This is a genomic window from Gordonia sp. UBA5067 (assembly GCF_002414845.1).
GTDB classification, from domain to species: domain Bacteria; phylum Actinomycetota; class Actinomycetes; order Mycobacteriales; family Mycobacteriaceae; genus Gordonia; species Gordonia defluvii.
Genome location: NZ_DIAX01000080.1, coordinates 8374 through 9236, shown reverse-complemented (window position 1 = coordinate 9236; position 863 = coordinate 8374). Strand labels below are relative to the sequence as shown.

Sequence of the window (863 nt, the reverse complement as noted above, 5' to 3'; positions counted from 1 at the left end):
GAGAAGGACGCCGCCCTCGAGCGCCGCTTCCAGCAGGTGTACGTCGGCGAGCCGTCGGTGGAGGACACCATCGGCATCCTGCGCGGCCTCAAAGAGCGCTACGAGGTGCACCACGGCGTCCGCATCACCGACTCGGCGCTCGTCGCCGCGGCGACGCTGAGCGACCGCTACATCACCTCGCGGTTCCTGCCCGACAAGGCCATCGACCTCGTCGACGAGGCCGCCTCGCGTCTGCGGATGGAAATCGACTCGCGCCCCGTCGAGATCGACGAGGTCGAGCGCACCGTCCGGCGCCTCGAGGTGGAGGAGGTCGCCCTGCAGAAGGAAACCGACGCCGCGTCGAAAGAACGACTGGACAAGCTGCGTGCCGAGCTCGCCGATCAGAAGGAAAAGCTGAGCGGCCTGTCGGCACGCTGGCAGAGCGAGAAATCGGCCATCGATGCGATCCGCGACTCGAAGGAGAAACTCGAGCAGCTGCGCGGCGAAGCCGACCGCGCCGAGCGCGGCGGCGACCTGGGTCGTGCGGCCGAACTGCGCTACGGCCAGATCCCCGCATTGGAGAAGGATCTGGAGGCGGCGATCGAGAAGACCGGAACCGCCCCCGACGAGGACGTCATGCTCCAGGAGGAGGTCGGCCCCAACGACGTTGCCGAAGTGGTGTCGGCGTGGACCGGTGTCCCGGCCGGCCGGATGCTCGAAGGCGAGACCGCCAAACTGCTCCGGATGGAGGATGAACTCGGCAAGCGCGTCGTCGGACAACGGGACCCGGTACAGGCCGTCTCCGATGCGGTCCGCCGCGCGCGGGCCGGCGTCGCCGACCCGAACCGGCCGCTGGGCTCCTTCCTGTTCCTCGGCCCCACCGG

1 pseudogene is annotated in these 863 nt (G+C 69.3%); it reads left to right on the top strand.

The annotated features are described in order from the left end of the window. Positions 1-863, top strand: a pseudogene (locus B4M62_RS13095) (ATP-dependent chaperone ClpB); the annotation flags it as partial.